The 3275-nt window shown below is 70.5% G+C and carries 3 protein-coding genes; 1 reads left to right on the top strand and 2 read right to left on the bottom strand.

Annotated elements, in window-relative coordinates:
- Together BKN37_RS26555 and prrA are read right to left on the bottom strand one after the other, a co-directional pair.
- Nucleotides 1–833 (bottom strand): HAMP domain-containing protein (locus tag BKN37_RS26555; RefSeq protein WP_131823715.1); only part of this gene is annotated, 833 nt, incomplete at its 3' end.
- A 5-nt stretch (nucleotides 834–838) separates the two neighbouring features.
- Nucleotides 839–1549 carry a two-component system response regulator PrrA gene (gene prrA / locus BKN37_RS26560; RefSeq protein WP_071030232.1) on the bottom strand — a complete coding sequence of 237 codons (711 nt, stop codon included), beginning with the start codon at nucleotides 1547–1549 and terminating at the stop codon, nucleotides 839–841.
- A 69-nt stretch (nucleotides 1550–1618) separates the two neighbouring features.
- On the opposite strand from prrA, the gene BKN37_RS26565 reads away from it, so the two are divergent.
- On the top strand, nucleotides 1619–3275 hold a 1657-nt coding region (locus BKN37_RS26565; RefSeq protein WP_095407227.1), incomplete at its 3' end, for an ABC transporter ATP-binding protein.

Here is a 3275-nt window from a genome sequence, read left to right on the forward strand (position 1 = left end):
ACCCCCCCCTCGCCGCCCCCCCCCCCCCCGACGACCCCGTTGCGCTGCCCGTCGAGCTGATCCAAGCTCGCCAGCACCTCCAGGTTGGTGCGCATCGCGGTCAGCGGGGTGCGCAGCTCATGGGAGGACACCGCCGCGAAGTCGCGGGCCGAGGCCAGCGCCTCCTTGGTGCGGTCCTGCTCGGTCCAGATCCGCTCCAGCATGCCGCGCATCGCCTCGGCGATCTCGACGGCCTCGGTGGCGCCGCGCACCTCGATCTGGGGCCGCTCGTCGCCGACGTCGATCGAGCGGGCCTGCTGCGCCAACCGTTTGAGCGGGCGGACCGCGAACGCGGCCAGCAGCCACGCGAATACCGCGGCCGCGGCGATGGAGAACCCGCACACCAGGATCACCCGGCGGTGCAGGTTGTTGGTGTCGGCGATGGTGGCGTCGTAGGTGTCGCCGACCGCCAGCGAGCGCGGACCCGGACCGGGGATGTCGACGGTGCGCACCCGGTAACGCACCCCGTCGACGTAGGTGTCGGCGTAGCCCGCCGGCAGCGGGGGCAACACCACCGCGGAGTTCGACGTCACGTCGTCGCCCTTGCGCACGGTGATCACCGCGTCCTTGGCGCTGGCCGCGCGCGGGATCTCGCCCATGCTGACGAACGGAATCGCAAACCCGGCCGCCTCGTCGAGGCGGCGATCCAGCCGCTCTTTGCGGTCGCGGGTGATGCCCACCCACACGATGGCGCCGGTGATGAGCACGGCGATCGCGGTGCCGATCGCTACCGCGAGCACCACCCGACTCCGCAGCGACGGCGTGCGGGTGAAGATCCGCGACAGCAGGTTCATGACGGCTACTGCATGCGCAGTACAAACCCCACGCCGCGCACCGTGTGCAGCAGCCGGGGCGCGCCCCCGGCCTCCAACTTGCGCCGCAGGTACCCGATGAACACGTCGACGACGTTGGTGTCGGCGGCGAAATCGTAGCCCCACACCAGCTCGAGCAGCTGCGCCCGGGACAACACCGCGGTCTTGTGCTCGGCCAGCACCGCCAGCAGGTCGAACTCGCGTTTGGTCAGGTCCACGTCGACGCCGTTGACCCGGGCCCGCCGACCCGGGATGTCCACCTCCAGCGGACCCACCGTGATGGTTTCCGACGACGAGGTGGCGGTGGATCCACGGCGGCGCAGCAGTGCCCGCACCCGCGCTACCAGCTCCTGCAGCACGAACGGTTTGACCAGGTAGTCGTCGGCGCCGGCCTCCAGGCCGGCGATCCGGTCGTCGACCGAGCTGCGCGCGGATAGCACACAGACCGGGACGTCGTTATCCATCGCCCGCAGCGCGGTGACGACGCTGACCCCGTCCAGCACCGGCATGTTGATGTCCAGCACGATCGCGTCCGGGCGGGTCTCGGTCGCGCTGCGCAACGCTTCGGCGCCGTCCTTGGCCGTCGCCACCTCGAACCCGGACAGCCGCAGCCCGCGTTCCAGCGACGCCAGCACGTCGTCGTCGTCGTCGACAACTAGTACCCGCGGTGAGGTTGCACCCGTGTCCATGCCGCCCATCTTGCCTGATCGGTCCGCGCGATCGCGGGAAGGTCGACATCCACTTATTCGGCTGCCGCTCATGCCAAGCTGAGCAACGTGCCCGCGATCGCAGCGCCGCCCGCCCGCCGGCGGCCGGGTTCCGACCTGCGTCGGCTGCTGCCGTACCTGCGACCGTACCGGGCGCGCTGGATCGCCATGGTGGTCGTCGCGGTGATCAGCCTGGCCGCGACGGTCGCGATTCCGCTGATGACCAAGGCCGTCATCGACGGTCCGGTCCGCCACCACGATCAGCGCGGGCTGTGGGTGTGGGGGATCGCGGCGACCGCCGTCGGGATCAGCGAGGCGGTGCTGTGGTTCGTCCGGCGGTGGTTGGTCGCCCACGCCACCATGGGCGTCGAGGCCGACATCCGCACCGACCTGTACGCCCGGCTGCAGCTGCTGCCGATGGCGTTTCACGGGCGCTGGCAGTCCGGGCAGCTGCTGTCCCGGATCATGAACGACCTGTCCACCATCCGTCGGCTGTTGTCGTTCGGCCTGGTGTTCCTGCTGCTCAACTCGGTGCAGATCGCGGTCGTGACGGTGCTGCTGCTGGCGATGTACTGGCCGCTGGGGGTGGTGGTGGCGGCATCGATCGTGCCGATCGCGGGCACCGTGCTGCACTTCGAGCGCAGCTACACCCGGCTGTCGCGCCAAGCCCAGGACCAGGCCGGGCAGGTGGCCACCCACGTCGAGGAGTCGGCGTTGGGTCTGCGGGTGGTCAAATCCTTCGGCCGCGAGGACTACCTGTTCGAGCGGTTCGATGGGCAGGCCACCGCCCTGTACGACACCGAGGTCCGCAAGGTCGCGGTGTCCGCGCGGTTCTGGACGCTGCTGGAAGTCATCCCCACCCTCACCCTGATCGTGGTGCTGGGGTTGGGCGCCGACGCGGCTGGCCACGGCCTGGTCAGCCTGGGCACCCTGGTCGCGTTCATCACCTTGATGCTGTCGCTGGTGTGGCCGCTGTCCTCGCTGGGCTTCCTGCTGTCGATGACCCAGGAGGCGATGACCGCGGCCAACCGGATCGCCGAAATCTTCGACGCCCCCACCGACATCACCGACGGTCCGCGGTCGGATCCGCCGCGCCGCGGGCGCCTGGAACTTTGCGACGTCGGTTTCCGGTTCCCGGGCACCGAGGCGTGGGCGTTGCGGCGGGTGAACCTCACCGTCGAGCCCGGCCAGACCCTGGCGCTGGTCGGGGCCACCGGGGCGGGCAAGTCGGTGCTGGTGGCGTTGCTGTCCCGGCTCCACGACGTCGGCGAGGGCGTCATCCGCATCGACGGCATCGACATCCGGGAGCTGAGCCTGTCCGCGCTGCGGCAGTCGGTGACAACGGCTTTCGAGGACCCGACGCTGTTCTCCATGTCGATAGCGGAAAACCTGCGGCTGGGCCGCCCGGACGCCACCGACGCCGAACTGGAACGGGCCATCGAGATCGCCGCCGCGCAGTTCGTCCACGAGCTGCCGTTCGGCCTGGACACCCGCATCGGGGAACAGGGGATGAGCCTGTCCGGCGGTCAGCGGCAACGACTTTCGTTGGCGCGGGCCATCGTGGCGGCACCGACCATCCTGGTGCTCGACGACACCCTGTCGGCGCTGGACGTGCACACCGAGGCGGTGGCCGGCCCCTTTACACCACTGGCGCCGGCGGGCGCGTGGGGGGTGGGGTGGGTGGTGGGGGGTGGGGGTGGTGGGTTGGGGGTGGGTG

Origin of the sequence: Mycobacterium talmoniae, assembly GCF_001854525.1 — a bacterium.
GTDB lineage: Bacteria > Actinomycetota > Actinomycetes > Mycobacteriales > Mycobacteriaceae > Mycobacterium > Mycobacterium talmoniae.

Excerpts from the sequence above, each read along its gene's own strand:
- prrA (WP_071030232.1), bottom strand. The coding sequence starts at position 1,549 with ATGGGCGGCATGGACACGGGTGCAACCTCACCGCGGGTACTAGTTGTC.